The following is a 14,063-nucleotide window of genomic DNA, read 5'->3' as shown; positions in this document are numbered from 1 at the left end:
AAAGGCGAATCAACCAGGAGCGGTTTGTGGAATTCGATTGGTCAGTGATCTGGACTGCGCTTCCAGACTTGATAACCGGCGTGAAATTGACGGTGTTCATTGCGTTCGTCGGGCTGGTGGGCGGCTTCGTGGTCGGTGTCGTCGCCGGCATGTTCCGCGCTTATGGGCCGCTCGCGCTGAACATCGCCGCGCAGGTCTACATTGAACTCATTCGCGGCACACCGATTGTGGTGCAGGTGATGTTTCTCTACTTCGCCCTGCCCCTGCTTGCACACCTCAGGATCGACGGGCTCAGCGCCGCGATTATCGCCATTACCGTGAATTCCGGCGCGTATCTCGCCGAAGTCGTGCGCGGCGCCTTGCTGTCCATTCCAAAGGGTTTGATGGAGGCTGGCCTCGCCATGGGGCTGTCGATGCCGCGCGTGCTGCTGAAAATCGTCGGTCCGCTCGCATTCCGCCGGCTGATTCCGCCATTGGGCAATCAGTGCATTGTCAGTTTGAAGGACACGTCGCTGTTTATCGTCATCGGCGTCGGGGAACTGACGCGCAAGGGTCAGGAAATCATCGCGGGAAATTTTCGCGCGGTTGAAATCTGGTCGGCCGTCGCGGTGATCTATCTCGTGCTGACCGGCGCGATGACGCTGTCGCTCCGCGTCGTTGAAAAAAGGATGCGCATACTATGAGCATGGTGGAATTCAAGAACGTGTCGAAGAGCTTCGGCCACGTGCCCGTGCTCAGGAACATCGATCTTCGTATTGAGAATGCTGAGGTAGTGGTAGTGGTCGGTCCCTCGGGTTCGGGCAAATCGACCATGCTTCGATGCATCAACGCGCTCGAGAAAATCAGCGGCGGCGAGTTGCTGGTGGACGGCTTGAGCGTCAAAGGCCATGCGTCCGACATCCGCGCGATTCGCCTCGAAGCCGGCATGGTGTTCCAGCAGTTCAATCTGTTTCCGCAGATGACCGCGCTCGAGAACGTGATGTTTGGGCCGATTCAGGTGCGCGGCGCATCGCGCGCGGAGGCCCGTGACCAAGCCATGGCGTTACTCGACAAGGTCGGTCTGGAATCGCGAGCGAATCACTACCCTTCCGAACTGTCCGGAGGACAGCAGCAGCGTGTGGCCATTGCGCGAGCGTTAGCGATCAAGCCGAAGCTGATGCTGTTCGACGAGCCGACCTCGGCGCTGGATCCCGAGCTACGTCATGAAGTGCTAAAGGTCATGCAAGACCTGGCGATGGAAGGCATGACGATGATCGTCGTGACCCATGAGATCGGATTCGCGAAGCGGGTAGGCACGCGCCTGCTATTCATGGATCAGGGCGGAATTGCGGAAGACGGCGAACCTGCCGCGCTGATCGACAATCCGCCCACGCAGCGGCTAAGAGACTTTCTGAAGCACGTGGCTTAAGTGGACCACGCTGCCCTCTGCAGAGGTCGACGGTTACCCGTCGACCCGCGCTGCATCCCGCTCACCGTTCAGTCGTAGTGGCGATGTTTGTGGTGCTTCTTGCCCGAGTGGTAGCCGCGGGAATAGTCGTCCGCGTACGAGTTGGAGCGCGAGACGTTGCCGCCGAGCGCCGAGCCGAGACCGCCACCCACCGCAGCACCGACCAGACCGCCGCCACGCCCGCCCATAGCATTGCCGGCCGCCGTGCCCGCACCGCCGCCAAGCGCGCCGCCGATGATGGCGCCCGTGCGTTCCCTGCGGTTCGACGTGACCGCTCCACCTGCACCGCCGCCCACCGCGCCGCCAATCACGGCACCCGTGCTGCCGCCTACGGCGCCACCGAGGGCCGCGCCGGCGACACCACCGAGCGCGCCGCCAAGGGCATTGTTCATATCGCTCGCCACTGCCGATAACGACGCCGTGGCGGTGAGCGCCGCAACGGCAACAATCTGGAGGATTTTCTTCGACATAAAAGGCAATTCATAATTTTTAGACAGCGCGGAGTATATCCGGCAAATGAAAGGCATTTGTAACGCCCCGGCTCCACATCGGTAAGACGTGTAACAAAAATGGTCTTATAGGATTTGATGTGGGGGCAGATCGTGGGGGCGCTCCAACACCTCAGCCGCGCCGCTTCTTTTTCAACTCGATGGTCTCGAACAGCTCGTAGGTCTGCGTCGGCGTCTGGTCCGCGCCGGGCGCATGGTAATAGTTCATCGTAATGGTGGTCTCGCCGCCGGGCTGTCCCGGGTCGTGATCGAACACCGCGATGCCGTAGCCGGTGCCGGTATCGCGTTGCGCCGACCAGATCGCGTCTTCCACGGCGTCCGCGCTCGCGCGCACGAAAGTCCCGGCTGTCGTGCCGGTCACCGGACGGTTGGGCCGCGTGAAGATACGCGCCTGCGGCAGCCCCGTGCCGGCATCCACGCCGTACACATCCAGCGGGGCACTCGTGCCTCCGCCGCCCAGAATCAGGTGAATCGTGCCGTGGCTCGTATCGAAAGTCGACGCCCCCGGCGACACCGCCGACATTACCGGCTTCGGCTGCAACGTATCGACCGGCCTGCCGGTCGCGATGTCGGTGCCATGGTTGTGATTGCAGCCGCGTACGGGATAGCTGCGCTCATAGTCGTGATCATGGCCGCACAGCACCAGATCGACGCCATAGCGGTCAAACAGCGGCAACCATGCTTCGCGGATGCCCTTGTCCGAACCGTTGCCGGTCTTCGAGGAACTCAACGCGTCCTGATGCATCTGCACGACGATCCAGTCGATGTCATCGTCCTCAGCTGCGCGTCGCAAGGTCCTCTCGAGCCAGCGCGTCTGCTCGCCGGCGCTATATCCCCGCACATAGAGCGACGTGCCCGGTTGGATCGGCGGATTGCCGGTGCTCGCAACCGGCACCAGCGGATTCGGGCCGGCAACGAATGCCGCCGCGTCCTGATAGACGACGTCATCCGCGTCGAGCGAAATGAAGAGTACCGAGCTCACTCGGAAGCTGTACCAGCGGCCCTGATAACGCGTGTGATTGTCCGGCAGCGTATAGCGTGCGAGATACGATGCGAGGCCCTGTTCCCCGTTGTGGAATTCGAGTTCGTGGTTGCCCGGACACGGCATCCACGGCCGGTTCGACGCCGAAGTCTGGCAGTTGTTGCCGAAGTCGCGCCACACTTCCGGCTGATGCATCGGGTTCAGATTGGCGTAGCAAAGATCGCCATTGAGCAGGTGGAACAGCGGCTGGAACCGCTCGACCGCCTGCACCGCAAAGCGGCTTTGCGGCGACGACAGGACCCAGCCCGTGTTGGGCGTCGCGAGGTCGCCATAGCTCGTCCAGCGGAATGGAGCGCGGCCGTGCGGCGCGGTGCGGAAATTCGCCGAGAAAGGCTGCGCCGCGTTGCTGTCGTTCTCCGCGGTCACCTCGTACTCGTAACTGGTATCGGGCTTCAGGTCGTGCAAACGCGCGTGATACGTGAACACGACCTCGCCGTTGAGGCCGTCGGCATAGGTGCTTTGCACGCCGTGCACCGTCCGACTCGCCTCACCTGCACCGCTCAGGCGCACGCGCGGATTCACCGCGGGCGCCGGCGACGCCCACGACACGGTGACCTCACGCGCCGGATCGTTGCCCCAGGTCAGGTGGACCTGCTCCGGCGTGCCGTCGGGCGTGCTGCCCGCCGCGCGCGCCGCCGACGAAAGCGTGCCCGCCGCTGTTGCCAGACCGGACGCGCCGGCCAACTTCAGAAACCCACGACGCGAGACAATGGACGCGCCCTGATCGGTCGGTAAAACCTTGGCGTTTTTCTTGTTCGACATAGCTGGTGTTGTTGTGCAGGGGATGGAAGGATGCCGGCCTCTATTCCGGGTGCACCGTGCCGCGTGAACTGCGAGTGCGCTGCCGGACGGGCGCCGGGGGCCTGACGGATTGAACAGACGCAATGGATGAGACGAGCCATGCTAGCCGCGCGGCGATGACATGCGGATGAAACCCCGATCCTGCGTCGCGGCGGCAAACTTCAAGCGTTCACACGTTGGGGATTGCTCGGCTCAGTTGTCCGGCAGGGATTGAAGCAGAGCGCTATACAGGATTTTCATGCAGGGTCGTTGGTTTGCTCGGTCGTGCTCTCGCCTTGCGTATCTTCGACCCGTTGCCCGGCAGACAACAGCGTGCCGACAACGCAATTCCGGCCCATGGCCTTCGCGGCGTATAGCGCGGCGTCCGCCCTGCCCATCATGTTCGCCAGCGTGTCGCCTTCGTGGTACTCATCGACACCGGCACTGAAGGTATACGCGACCTCGCCTGATGGAATAGTCAGACGCGATGCCGCGACATGGACGCGCAGCTGGTCTATCAAACGAACCGTGTCGGCTTGCCCGGTGGACAGAGACAGGACGGCGAATTCCTCGCCGCCAAGACGGCCGAAGATATCTCCTTGTCGCAAGCCGCTTGATACGGTAGCAGCGAAATGCGCAAGCACCTGGTCGCCGCCCGCATGCCCATGTACGTCGTTGATTGCCTTGAACTTGTCGAGGTCGAGAATCGCAATGGACAGCCGCAACTTCGCATTCCTGGCCTCTTGCAGCAATGCCTCTGCCTGGACAAGGAACGCCCGGCGCACAAGCGCGCCGGTCAGGCCATCGACGTTTGCCAGCCGCTCCATACGCTCGGCCATCCGGTCGTGAGCAAGCATGACCGCGCCAATCGAAAGACATGGCATCGCCAAGATGCCAAGTCCGAGGAATACGATGTTCAGCGGGGTCGGCTCCAGAAAGGAGGCTTGATGCTCCCAGCCCACTACGCAGGCAACACTACGTGATGCGTGGACAGCTGCGCCGAGGAGTGCCGCGCCGGCCATAAACTGGTAGCAATATTTCGGTCTGCCCGGAGGCCGCAACCTGAGCGCAATCCAGCCGATAACCACACGGACATACGCAAGAAACGCCGATAGCAACGCAATTCTGGCATTGGCGTTTGGCGACAGGTATCCCCAATAGACAATCCCAAGTAGCAATGCGCCGTATAGGACGTACTCGAACGAACGCGCGGGCCGAAGTCCAAAGAACTCCCGGCAGCCCTGCAGCATCATGAGCGCCGCGGCCCCGAGCAATGCGCTTGCGACAACGATAGTCAGTTGTGCGGGCGCGGGCGCTTGCCGCACGAGAAGGACCAGCACGGCGGCTATCACGGCGTTTGCGCCAATCCAGCGGGGCAACCCTGGAATTGCGGCGCGCAGCAGCGAACCAAACACCGCCATACTCATCACGCTGGACATCATTGCGACAACGAGGAGGATGACGGGGCTAGGCATACCTGGCGGCGTTAAGTCGAGACTTGCAGGGTTGTGGATTAGAAGGCGTCAAGCGCACAGGCGTACTGAAGCGCTCCTGCGCTGCGAGTTTTTTTGCCTTATTTCGGAGAGCACAGGCTCTCGTATGCATTTACGGCAGGCGCTTGGTGTTCTTGAATCCTGGACACCAGGCTCCGGACGACGCCGAGTTCGACATGGTACCAGTGCGGCCCGGGGCGGCTCATGTTCCGCCACCACCCACTGAGTGCGAGGACCTGAATATTCCGGAAAAGTCACCGGTGGCGCAGATGGCTTCCGCCTCTGCGCCACCGCTCTGCCTGCGCTCTAGTAGCGGTGATAGTAGCCGCCTGCAGGCACAACGATACAGCCACCCAGCATGCTTCCCAGACATACAGCAGTCAGCATCAACACAAAAATTCGCTTCATTGCGTGCCTCACGTGTTAGTTGTGACGGCACTATATTGAGCCCGCAGATTACCCGTGTTTTTGAGTGTAACGAGACGTGTAATTTGAAACACCTCTCTGTGTGCACGCTTCTCCAGAACCTGAACGTCACGAAATATTCCGTTTCAGAACTCACAACTGCGCGGTCGGCATTGCGGTTGCCTTAGCCGTTAATAAGGTAGACGCCGGCATCGGCGGACTGAGTTCTACCTATCCTTGGTGGCCTTCAGATTTTCTGGCGGGCGACATGAAAAGCACGAATGGGCAATCCCTGCGTTGTCAGGTCGAAAAATGGCTGGCGCCGGCGCCCACAACGCCGGTTCGTGTGACCGCTTTCAGCCGCACCAGATTGGGCGGCCAACGTTACGTGTGTGTCGAGACATTGTCGCCATCAGGCGTGCACGCGCTGTTCTTCTTCAAGCATGATGACGGCAATTGGCACGTCTTCCCGCAGGCTGCCAACAGTCAGAATTTGGCCGCAGATCGTCCTCTCATGCACGCGGCCACGCCATCTATTGACAGCGGCTGCAAGTCTGCAGCCCCCAAGGCCAGCACGATTTAAGGCGTGACCTGGATATCGGGCAGTGCCGGCGGCTCATTGTTGAGCCATATCGCCGGCGGGGTACTTTCGACGCAAGCGGCGACGCCACGCAAAACCGCCGGCGCATGCAGTCCATTGCGGATCATGCGGCCGGCGGCGCGTGTTCAATCAGGTCTGAGGATTCGAGTCGTCCGCAGGTTGCGCGTTATCCGCTTCTTCCTGCTTCTCATCGTCTTTCTTTTCGAGCATCGATTCCAGCTTGCCGGCGCCTTCAAAACCGGCCACAGCGGCGATGCCTTTCGTCACCAAACCCGCATCCGGATCTACTTTTTCCGCTGCTTCAACGGCGGCAATCGCCCCTGCAATCTTTCCTGCTTCGTCCAAGAGTCCCATGTCGCTCTCCTCGAGAAAAAGTGAACCCACATCGTCTCATGAACTCGACGCCTTGTCGTCAATTGTCAATTCGAAATGACGGTCGGCTGACGCCGCCGAAAGCCGGCTCGATTATTACGTTTAGTAAGCGAAGACTACCGCGCAGGCGGCTGCGGATTATTGGCCGGATCAGTATCGAACCGTGAGACTCGTCTGATGCTCTCGTCGCTGACCAGCGCCAACAGTTCGGCCTCCATACTATCTGCAACTTCCTTGCTGTAGACTTCATCGCCGTTTACATAGACGGTCATTGACTGCAGATACTTCGCTTTTTTCTCCGGGTTCTCGATTGTCTGCCGGGTCCACTCGTACAACGGATAATTCTCCGTCCCCAATCGCTCCGCCTCGCTTACATAGTCGGCGAAGGCATCGAACTGACACTTCAGCGTAGCGTTGTGTCTGCGCAAAACACCCTGAAGCGCGGGATGCGATGCATACGTCGCATCCGCGCGTAGAGCGGCGGCCAGTTCCGGCGAGACGGTGATCCGCAACTGGTACTGCAAGGTAGACTCCATTTGAACCTCGATATGGGACGGCGTTGAAGCAATTCCTGGCAGGCCAGTTGACGCGGTCTGTAAAATGACGGAGTAGCGACCTGTCGACGCTGCCGAACACAGTCGCTCGCCCGAACCTCATTTGACCACTAAACGGCGCACTCGAGGCCACTCGCCGATTGTGCGAATCCGCACCAACGCCCTAAAAACTCCATGGACAACCCGACCCGTTCCGAACGTTCCCGTCAAGCGGCACTTCAGGCGGCGCTTACCATCATCGCGCGCGATGGCCCGGGTCAACTCACGTTCGACGCGATCTCCCGGGAAAGCGGCATCAGCAAGGGCGGGTTGATGCATCAGTTCCGCACGAAGACGGAAGTGCTGAAGGCGCTGCTCGACCACGACATCGCGCACTTCGAAGCCTTCTCCCAGCGCTACCTCGCCAAAGTTGGCGACACGACGCCCGAGGCCAATCTCGCGGCGGAGATCGCCACCATGCGCGAAGCGGCCAATAGCCCGCACGCAGGCGGTTTCGCCGTGCTCGCCGCGCTGGTTGAAGACCCCGCGCTGGTATCGTCCGTCCGTGACCGGAGTGCGCAAGCAGTCAAACGTATCAAGGCCGACGCGGCCGACCCGGACCTGGCGCTCCTGCGCTGGGAGGCGGCGCGAGGGCTCGTGTTCACGACCTTGCTGGGCCTCTCGCCGCTTTCCGAAAAGGAGCGCGTGCGTTTGTTCGATCGCCTGCTCGACGATAGCCAATGGCCTTCCCCCGCTCCTACCGCCACTAAAGCCAAAGCCAAACCTCGGGCCGCACGCGCAACGCGCAGCGTCAAGAAGGACTAAAAGGACCGTTGAAAAACAGCGCACCGGCCAAGGCCGGTGTGCTCCGCACGCCAGATTTTGACCAACAAACAAACCGCCTGGTCGGTTTACATTCCAAAATTGCGGTGATAGGCTTGAGCCCGCCATGAACTGTCACGCCTGGATCGGCCAGGGCAGACAAAGTCGAAATTGGAAACGGAGCCAGGCATGAAACGGTCAGTGAAGGTGCGTCACGTGTTGCTTGCGGCCACATGCGCCGCTTTGGTCGGCTGCTCGAGCGTGACCCCGGTCGCGTATTCGGGCATCGCTTCGGCACCCTATTTGCGGTCCAATCCGCAGGACGACTCCGGCCGCATCCCGTATCGCTTCTCAACGCAAACCGACTGGCAGCAGTACACGAAGGTGATCATCGATCCGGTCGTGGTCTATCGAGGCACGGACAACCAGTTCGGCGACATGCGCGACGAAGACAAAACAGCCCTCGCGAATTACATGCAGACCCGTTTCGCGGAGAAGCTGGGCACGCGCTTCGAGATCGCCACGCAGCCGGGTCCGAACACCCTGCGTCTGCGGCTCACGCTGACCGGTGCGAAAACCAGTACGCCTGTAATCAGCACGTTCTCGCGCATCGACATCGCGGGCGGTCTTTATAACGGCGTGCAAGCGGTCCGTGGGCGTGAAGGCGCCTTCACAGGATCTGTGATCTACGCCGTCGAAATCTACGATGCACCGACCAACCGCCTCATCAACGCGTACGTGACCAAGCAATATCCCAATGCGATGAATATCGGCGCGAGCTTCGGTTCACTCGGCGCGTCGAAAACCGGCATCGAAAAGGGAGCCGATGCGCTGGTCGCGCAACTCAAGTAATGCGGTGCCGGCTCGTGGCTGGCTGCCGTCGCTCGTCTGGCTGATTCCACTCGCGGCGGCGCTCGTCTGCATCGGCCTCGCGTACAGATCGGTGAGCGAGCGCGGTCCGGCGATCGTCATCAGCTTCCCCAATGCGGAGGGACTCGAAGCCGGCAAGGCGGCGGTCCGATATCGTGATGTGGACATCGGCTCGGTGACGGCAATCACGCTGGCGCCGGATCGGTCCCATGTACTGGTCGAAGTCCGGCTGACGGAAAGCGCGAAGCGTTTCGCGGCCAAAGGCGCACGCTTCTGGATCGTCCATCCGCGTGTCGACGCGGGCGGTGTTTCCGGTCTCGGCACCCTCTTGTCGGGCGCCTACATTGGCGCCGATGCCGGCCACTCCCACGAAACAGAAACGCGCTTTACTGGCCTCGAAACGCCGCCCGCCATCGGCACCGGCGAGGAAGGCGCGCAATACGTTCTGCACGGTGACTCGCTCGGCTCGGTCGACATCGGGTCCCCGGTCTATTACCGGCGCCTCCAGGTGGGGCGAGTCACCGGGGTAACGCTGGATAAGGATGGCGCGGGTGTCACGTTGAACGTATTCGTCGGCCGGCCGTATCAGCAGTATGTCGGCACGAATACGCGCTGGTGGCAGGCAAGCGGCCTCGACCTGCGGCTCGATTCGAACGGTCTTCAACTCAATACGCAATCGCTCGCCGCAGTCATGCTGGGTGGCATTGCGTTTCAAGGGCCGCCAGGCGAAACCGTCGGCGAAGCCGCCGCGGGCGGCGCCGTGTTCCGGCTGGCACGCGATGAGTCCGACGCCATGCGCCACGACGACGGTCCACCCGCACAGGTGGTGATGCGCTTCAGTCAGTCGCTGCGGGGGCTATCGGTTGGCGCGCCGGTCGACTTCCGCGGCATCCAGCTTGGCGAAGTGACAAAAATCGGCATCGAGTTCGACCCAAAGACGCGCGAATTCACGCTGCCTGTGACGCTCAATCTCTATCCGGACCGTCTCGGGCAACGCTATCGGGAATCGGTCCAACACCGCGACGCGAGCGCCGGCAAGGCATTGCTCGTCAAACTCGTGGCGAGCGGATTGCGCGGACAATTGCGCACAGGCAATCTCCTGACCAATCAGCTCTACGTCGCTCTCGACATGTTTCCGCAGGCGCCAACCGCACACGTCGACCTGAACCGGAGGCCGATCGAACTCCCCACCGCGCCGAACACGCTTCAGGAACTCCAGGTGCAGATCGCCGACATCGCGAAGAAACTCAATCAGGTGCCGTTCGATCAAATCGGCAATAACCTGGACAGCGCGCTCGCGAATGCCAATCTTCTCCTGCGGCAACTCGACACGCAGCTCGCCCCTCAGGCCCGCGACACGCTCGCATCGGCCGAGCGAACCTTCAACGTCGCGCAGGCCGTTCTGCAACAGGATTCGCCATTGCAAGCGGATATGCATCGGGCGCTGACGCAGTTGACGCAGACGCTGCGCTCCTTGAACACGCTCGCCGATTACCTCGAGCAGCATCCGGAGTCGCTGGTGTGGGGCAAGGGGAGAAACGCGAACTAGGAAACCGGAACAGGCACCGCTCGCCGGCGCTACCCCTTATCCGCGGAATGCGCGGCGGTCCTCTCTTCGATCCGCTCGATCTCGGAACCCCGCACCGGCCTGCCGAGCAGAAACCCCTGAGCATGTGTGCATCCGCACACGCGCACGAAGTCCAGCTGTTCTTGCGTTTCAATGCCTTCCGCCGTGGTCGGCATGCCGATTTCCCGCGCCAACGCCACGACGCCGCGCACCACCGCCGCCGATTCCCGCCGGTGCACCGACTCCTTGACGAACGAGCTGTCGATCTTGAGCTTGTCGAACGAGAAGCGCACGAGGGTCGACATGGTCGAAAAGCCGGTTCCAAAATCGTCGAGCGCGAGTCCGATGCCCAACGCACGCAGCCTCGCGATGTTGCGCTGGGTCACGACGTCGTCGTCGTTCAGCAGCACGGTTTCCGTGACCTCGATATTCAGGCGCTCCGGCGGCAGCTTCGTCTGGCGAAGAATCCCGGTCAGGGTCGAAGCAAACGATTCCTCCCGCAATTGCACGGGCGACACATTGACGGCGACTGTCGCTCCGTCTCGCCATGTCACCGCCTCCTTGCACGACTGCCGCAAGGCCCATTCGCCCAATGCCAGAATGAGCCCCGTACGTTCGGCGGTGGGAATGAACGCGGAGGGTGAAAGCTCACCGCGGGTCGGGTGCGTCCAACGCATCAGCGCCTCGCGGCCGGACACCGCGCCGTTGCTGAGATCGATGATCGGCTGATACTCCATGCGCAAACCGCTGAACGACTTCAACGCCCCTTCGAGATCGCTGCGCAACAGACTCAGGCTTTCATCCGAAGCATGCCTCTTCGCATCGAAAACGGAGAACGCGCTCTTGCCGCTGCGTTTCACCGCATACAGCGCGCGGTCGGCACAGATGAGCAACTGTGGTCCGGTACTCGCATGCTCCGGATAGAGCGAGATGCCCACGCTTGCGCCGATATGCACCAGCGCCTGCCGCAGCGCGAACGGACGCGCCAGCGCCTTGACAATGCGATCCGCCAGAACGCGGACGTCGCGAAGCTGCGCCGCGCCGTCGGAGATCACCACGAACTCGTCGCCAGCGAGGCGTCCGACGAGATCGCCACTCGGCAGCACTTCACGCAACCGCACGGCCGCTTCCTGAAGGATCTGATCGCCCGCGGCGTGCCCCAGACTGTCATTGATAGCCTTGAAGCCGTCGAGATCGATCAGTAGAACCGCAAACAGCTGATCCTGATGCATCGAGCCCATTTCCGTGCGTTCGAGCAGCAGTTCGCTGATCCGCGCGCGGTTGGGCAAGCCGGTGAGGCTGTCGTGATGGGCGAGGCGTTGGCTATGCTCGCGCGCCAGCAGCAACGCGACCGTGTCGCGATTGCTGCGCAGCGCAACGGTAAAGAAACCGGCGGCGCAAAAAGGCGCCTGAAACAGCAGGACGAGCTTGCCGGACCCCGGAGACAACGCAGCACCGACACCCAACAGGCCGAGAATGAAGGAAATCTGCAGCATGGCGAGCCGGGGGGTGCCGGCATTGCGCCCGGCCAGTCCGCCAATCACGCCTACCGCGCAAACGTTGCCGAGCAGAAAAAGTGTCTGATCTCCGCTGATATTGCATAGCAACGTGCCGAAGCCGAACAGCGCGCTCCACAGCAGGCTTGCCAGCAAAAACGCCGAAGTGGGCGTCGGCAAGCCATATGCACTGCGCGTACGGCACCACCCGATTAAGGCCAGGCGCACGATCAGCAGCGCGACGACGGCACTCGCCCAACCCGCGTAAAGCGCCTTGGGATAAAAGTAGTAGGCGGTCGCACAAACGCTGATTTCACAGACCGACGCAAACACAATCGACGCGGTGCGCGTGAACAGATTGGCAAGCAGTATCTGCCGGTTGTCTTCGCTCAGGTCCTGAGCGTTCGAGACGACCCACTTGAAAAATGGAGACCTTGGTTCGCTGAAAGCCATGACCTACGCATTTTTGATGGTTGGCGGATCGAAAAAGGGCATGCATCGCGATTATTGCGTATACATAAGGTATCAGGGGATTTCAGCAGAGGAAAACCCGCCGCCCCGCCGGTGGCGGAAATATGACAAACAGGCGGGGAACGTTGGCGTGCTACCGGCAATAGGCGCATGCGTGGTCCACGCCGCTTTCGGCGTATTCCCGTTTCACGCCCCTGGCCGTATAGTGGACGTACCGCTGCCTGTTCAGCGGCCTGTTTTCACATCCGCGAGATGGGGGACTACGAGATGACATTCGCAACCACAACAATGAACGGCGCTCGGGAGCCCGTGCCAGAGTCGCTGCAGACATTGGCGGAATATCTCGAACTGTCCCTCGACAAGGCGGCGTCCGTGGTGATGATGCGTCACACGAACGCTGTTTGCACCGTGTACCTGGGCGATCCGTCCGGTCCGCTCGAGGAAATGAAGCGGGCCGGCACGATCGCCATCCCGCTCGCCAATGAAATGCTGGAACTGACCAGCTCAGGCCTCAATCAGATGCCGATCGGCGGCCAGGCTTACCGATTTGTACGCACCTTCACGCAAGTCGAAGACACGGCCGCGGTCATTTTTTCAACGACCTAGCCAGGCGGCGAACCGCGCCGCCGCCGCGGTTGTTCGTCACATTGAGGGCCTGATCGATCAGGCCAGGCATGATCGTTTTGCCTTCGCGATAGACAGCGCACGCATCACTGTTCTTGATCGGCATGTCGGACAATTCGCGAACCAAGTCACTTTCGATAAGGACTTCGAAACCTTCTGGCGGATCATGATGCGCAGGATCGAGAAGCGCGCGTGCAGACTTTCGCGTGGAAGCGCTACCAGAAAAATCATCAGGATCGGTGCGCACGCATCGAGTATGTGCGCTGGCAAACGCGTGATGTGAAGCAGCACACATTTGCCAGCCGGCGAATCATGCTGCACCGCGATGGCCTCGCAGCGGCGCCATAAAAATTTCGAAAAAACAATTCCCATATGTTGATCTATTGGACGCCTCAGCATTAAGATGACCTCCTTGGCGCGCGACATGTCTCCCGAACGCGAGATGACATCCCGCAGCAGCCATCCCCGAATTGATCCTGGTCGCGAAGCGAGATCAACGGATCAAATTCCCAGCGAAGCAACAAGCTCAGCGAGGAGACGGAGATGCTCAGTCCACATGAATTCGCAACCCTCATGCTACTCAAGGATGCACCGGATCTGCTGAGTCTGGACCGTGCCGATCTGGAAGCGCTGCTGGATCGCCAACTCATTACGTTGGAGAACCTCGCTTCCGGGCAGCAACGTCCGCTTATTACCGACGACGGACAAATATTTCTAAAAGCTGCCGCTCGTGTCCTGAACGACGAATGACACGCATCGCTTGATCAGGTTCACACTCAAGGAGTGTTCCATGGCCGAGTCGGGGACAGGAATCGTGGTGGGTCTGTGTGGGCTAAGTGCCGCCATGCTGCTCGTTGCGGTTCACTACTGGCGCGAAATGAAACGGCGCCGGCAACTCAAGCGAATGGACCATCGCGATTGCTGGGAAGTCATGCGCCACCGACGCTGAAAATAATCGCGCCGGCAACCTTGCACTTCTGAGTACTGAACAAGTTGGACTCTGTTTGATTCAATTTGACCTGCGGGAAAGC

Annotated in this window: 15 protein-coding genes; 8 read left to right on the top strand and 7 right to left on the bottom strand. The window is 60.9% G+C overall.

Annotated features, from left to right (window positions below):
- Nucleotides 1–26 precede the first annotated feature (26 nt).
- On the top strand, nucleotides 27–683 hold the full coding sequence (gene glnP / locus A6V37_RS36930) for a glutamine ABC transporter permease GlnP (protein ID WP_064265168.1): 657 nt from the start codon (nucleotides 27–29) through the stop codon (nucleotides 681–683).
- Nucleotides 680–1,408, top strand: a complete 729-nt coding sequence (gene glnQ, locus A6V37_RS36925) for a glutamine ABC transporter ATP-binding protein GlnQ (RefSeq protein ID WP_064265167.1) — start codon at nucleotides 680–682, stop codon at nucleotides 1,406–1,408. The genes glnP and glnQ overlap by 4 nt, the downstream gene beginning before the upstream one ends.
- Before the next feature lie 68 nt (nucleotides 1,409–1,476).
- Here glnQ and A6V37_RS36920 read toward each other — a convergent pair whose 3' ends face one another.
- From A6V37_RS36920 to A6V37_RS36910, 3 genes are all read right to left on the bottom strand, one after another.
- Nucleotides 1,477–1,917 carry a hypothetical protein gene (locus A6V37_RS36920; RefSeq protein ID WP_064265166.1) on the bottom strand — a complete coding sequence of 147 codons (441 nt, stop codon included), beginning with the start codon at nucleotides 1,915–1,917 and terminating at the stop codon, nucleotides 1,477–1,479.
- A 151-nt stretch (nucleotides 1,918–2,068) separates the two neighbouring features.
- The gene (locus A6V37_RS36915) at nucleotides 2,069–3,760 is read right to left on the bottom strand and encodes a fibronectin type III domain-containing protein (RefSeq protein ID WP_064265165.1); all 1,692 of its coding nucleotides are present in this window, start codon (nucleotides 3,758–3,760) and stop codon (nucleotides 2,069–2,071) included.
- A 275-nt stretch (nucleotides 3,761–4,035) separates the two neighbouring features.
- The gene (locus tag A6V37_RS36910; protein ID WP_064265164.1) at nucleotides 4,036–5,253 is read right to left on the bottom strand and encodes a GGDEF domain-containing protein; all 1,218 of its coding nucleotides are present in this window, start codon (nucleotides 5,251–5,253) and stop codon (nucleotides 4,036–4,038) included.
- A gap of 691 nt (nucleotides 5,254–5,944) precedes the next feature.
- On the opposite strand from A6V37_RS36910, the gene A6V37_RS36905 reads away from it, so the two are divergent.
- Nucleotides 5,945–6,259, top strand: coding sequence for a hypothetical protein (locus tag A6V37_RS36905; RefSeq protein ID WP_064265163.1), 315 nt, complete (start codon nucleotides 5,945–5,947; stop codon nucleotides 6,257–6,259).
- A 147-nt stretch (nucleotides 6,260–6,406) separates the two neighbouring features.
- On the opposite strand, the gene A6V37_RS36900 is transcribed toward A6V37_RS36905, so the two are convergent.
- Both A6V37_RS36900 and A6V37_RS36895 read right to left on the bottom strand, forming a co-directional pair.
- On the bottom strand, nucleotides 6,407–6,631 hold the full coding sequence (locus tag A6V37_RS36900) for a hypothetical protein (protein ID WP_064265162.1): 225 nt from the start codon (nucleotides 6,629–6,631) through the stop codon (nucleotides 6,407–6,409).
- A 134-nt stretch (nucleotides 6,632–6,765) separates the two neighbouring features.
- Nucleotides 6,766–7,185, bottom strand: a complete 420-nt coding sequence (locus tag A6V37_RS36895) for a hypothetical protein (protein WP_064265161.1) — start codon at nucleotides 7,183–7,185, stop codon at nucleotides 6,766–6,768.
- A gap of 192 nt (nucleotides 7,186–7,377) precedes the next feature.
- Here A6V37_RS36895 and A6V37_RS36890 point away from each other — a divergent pair, with 192 nt between their 5' ends.
- From A6V37_RS36890 to A6V37_RS36880, 3 genes are all read left to right on the top strand, one after another.
- Nucleotides 7,378–8,007, top strand: coding sequence for a TetR/AcrR family transcriptional regulator (locus A6V37_RS36890; RefSeq protein ID WP_064265160.1), 630 nt, complete (start codon nucleotides 7,378–7,380; stop codon nucleotides 8,005–8,007).
- Nucleotides 8,008–8,193: 186 nt separating this feature from the next.
- A complete protein-coding gene (locus A6V37_RS36885) occupies nucleotides 8,194–8,856 on the top strand; it encodes a DUF3313 domain-containing protein (protein WP_064265159.1) in 663 nt (220 codons plus the stop codon).
- The gene (locus tag A6V37_RS36880; protein ID WP_064265158.1) at nucleotides 8,831–10,423 is read left to right on the top strand and encodes a PqiB family protein; all 1,593 of its coding nucleotides are present in this window, start codon (nucleotides 8,831–8,833) and stop codon (nucleotides 10,421–10,423) included. The genes A6V37_RS36885 and A6V37_RS36880 overlap by 26 nt, the downstream gene beginning before the upstream one ends.
- Before the next feature lie 29 nt (nucleotides 10,424–10,452).
- Here A6V37_RS36880 and A6V37_RS36875 read toward each other — a convergent pair whose 3' ends face one another.
- A complete protein-coding gene (locus tag A6V37_RS36875) occupies nucleotides 10,453–12,390 on the bottom strand; it encodes a putative bifunctional diguanylate cyclase/phosphodiesterase (RefSeq protein ID WP_064265157.1) in 1,938 nt (645 codons plus the stop codon).
- A gap of 285 nt (nucleotides 12,391–12,675) precedes the next feature.
- On the opposite strand from A6V37_RS36875, the gene A6V37_RS36870 reads away from it, so the two are divergent.
- Nucleotides 12,676–13,014: a hypothetical protein gene (locus tag A6V37_RS36870; RefSeq protein ID WP_064265156.1), complete on the top strand. Its 339-nt coding sequence runs from the start codon at nucleotides 12,676–12,678 to the stop codon at nucleotides 13,012–13,014.
- On the opposite strand, the gene A6V37_RS41135 is transcribed toward A6V37_RS36870, so the two are convergent.
- Nucleotides 12,995–13,279 carry a hypothetical protein gene (locus tag A6V37_RS41135; protein ID WP_131799786.1) on the bottom strand — a complete coding sequence of 95 codons (285 nt, stop codon included), beginning with the start codon at nucleotides 13,277–13,279 and terminating at the stop codon, nucleotides 12,995–12,997. The genes A6V37_RS36870 and A6V37_RS41135 overlap by 20 nt on opposite strands.
- Before the next feature lie 296 nt (nucleotides 13,280–13,575).
- Here A6V37_RS41135 and A6V37_RS36865 point away from each other — a divergent pair, with 296 nt between their 5' ends.
- On the top strand, nucleotides 13,576–13,782 hold the full coding sequence (locus tag A6V37_RS36865; protein WP_064265155.1) for a hypothetical protein: 207 nt from the start codon (nucleotides 13,576–13,578) through the stop codon (nucleotides 13,780–13,782).
- The last annotated feature ends 281 nt before the right edge of the window (nucleotides 13,783–14,063 follow it).

The sequence above is a fragment of the Paraburkholderia ginsengiterrae genome (assembly GCF_001645125.1).
Classification (GTDB): Bacteria; Pseudomonadota; Gammaproteobacteria; order Burkholderiales; family Burkholderiaceae; genus Paraburkholderia; species Paraburkholderia ginsengiterrae.
The sequence above is the reverse complement of the archived record's forward strand: the minus strand, read 5'-3'. Positions and strand labels throughout refer to the sequence as shown.

What these genes read in the sequence shown, in the direction of transcription:
- A6V37_RS36880 (WP_064265158.1), top strand. Translation starts at nt 8,831, where the DNA reads ATGCGCTGGTCGCGCAACTCAAGTAATGCGGTGCCGGCTCGTGGCTGG.
- glnQ (WP_064265167.1), top strand. Translation starts at nt 680, where the DNA reads ATGAGCATGGTGGAATTCAAGAACGTGTCGAAGAGCTTCGGCCACGTG.
- A6V37_RS36875 (WP_064265157.1), bottom strand. Translation starts at nt 12,390, where the DNA reads ATGGCTTTCAGCGAACCAAGGTCTCCATTTTTCAAGTGGGTCGTCTCG.
- A6V37_RS36910 (WP_064265164.1), bottom strand. Translation starts at nt 5,253, where the DNA reads ATGCCTAGCCCCGTCATCCTCCTCGTTGTCGCAATGATGTCCAGCGTG.
- A6V37_RS36890 (WP_064265160.1), top strand. Translation starts at nt 7,378, where the DNA reads ATGGACAACCCGACCCGTTCCGAACGTTCCCGTCAAGCGGCACTTCAG.
- A6V37_RS36915 (WP_064265165.1), bottom strand. Translation starts at nt 3,760, where the DNA reads ATGTCGAACAAGAAAAACGCCAAGGTTTTACCGACCGATCAGGGCGCG.
- A6V37_RS36920 (WP_064265166.1), bottom strand. Translation starts at nt 1,917, where the DNA reads ATGTCGAAGAAAATCCTCCAGATTGTTGCCGTTGCGGCGCTCACCGCC.
- A6V37_RS36870 (WP_064265156.1), top strand. Translation starts at nt 12,676, where the DNA reads ATGACATTCGCAACCACAACAATGAACGGCGCTCGGGAGCCCGTGCCA.
- A6V37_RS36895 (WP_064265161.1), bottom strand. Translation starts at nt 7,185, where the DNA reads ATGGAGTCTACCTTGCAGTACCAGTTGCGGATCACCGTCTCGCCGGAA.
- A6V37_RS36865 (WP_064265155.1), top strand. Translation starts at nt 13,576, where the DNA reads ATGCTCAGTCCACATGAATTCGCAACCCTCATGCTACTCAAGGATGCA.
- A6V37_RS36900 (WP_064265162.1), bottom strand. Translation starts at nt 6,631, where the DNA reads ATGGGACTCTTGGACGAAGCAGGAAAGATTGCAGGGGCGATTGCCGCC.
- A6V37_RS36885 (WP_064265159.1), top strand. Translation starts at nt 8,194, where the DNA reads ATGAAACGGTCAGTGAAGGTGCGTCACGTGTTGCTTGCGGCCACATGC.
- A6V37_RS36905 (WP_064265163.1), top strand. Translation starts at nt 5,945, where the DNA reads ATGAAAAGCACGAATGGGCAATCCCTGCGTTGTCAGGTCGAAAAATGG.